The sequence below is a fragment of the Streptomyces sp. H51 genome (assembly GCF_035656535.1).
GTDB lineage: Bacteria > Actinomycetota > Actinomycetes > Streptomycetales > Streptomycetaceae > Streptomyces.
In genome coordinates this window covers 1-506 of record NZ_JAYMHD010000026.1, presented here as the reverse complement: position 1 = coordinate 506, position 506 = coordinate 1, and the positions used below count along the sequence as shown (strand labels likewise).

Here is a 506-nt window from a genome sequence, read left to right as displayed (position 1 = left end):
CTCTTCCTCGGCTCCTACCCGATCACCCCCGCCTCGGACATCCTGCACGAGCTGTCCCGGCACAAGAACTTCGGCGTACGCACCTTCCAGGCCGAGGACGAGATCGCCGCGGTGGGCGCCGCCCTCGGCGCCGCGTTCGGCGGTTCCCTCGCGGTCACCACGACCTCCGGGCCCGGCGTCACCATCAAGCAGGAGACGATCGGCCTCGCCGTCTCGCTGGAGCTGCCGCTGCTGGTGATCGACATCCAGCGCGGGGGGCCCTCGACCGGCCTGCCGACCAAGACCGAGCAGGCGGACCTGCTGCTGGCCATGTACGGGCGCAACGGTGAGGCGCCGGTGCCGGTGGTCGCGCCGCGCACGCCGGCGGACTGCTTCGACGCGGCCGTGGAGGCCGCCCGCATCGCCGTCACCTACCGCACCCCGGTCTTCCTGCTGTCGGACGGTTACCTGGCCAACGGCTCCGAGCCCTGGCGCATCCCGGACACCGACGAACTGCCCGACCTGCG

1 pseudogene is annotated in these 506 nt (G+C 72.3%); it reads left to right on the top strand.

The window, feature by feature from the left end:
• Positions 1 to 506 (top strand): annotated as a pseudogene (locus VKA29_RS08050) (2-oxoglutarate ferredoxin oxidoreductase subunit alpha); the annotation flags it as partial.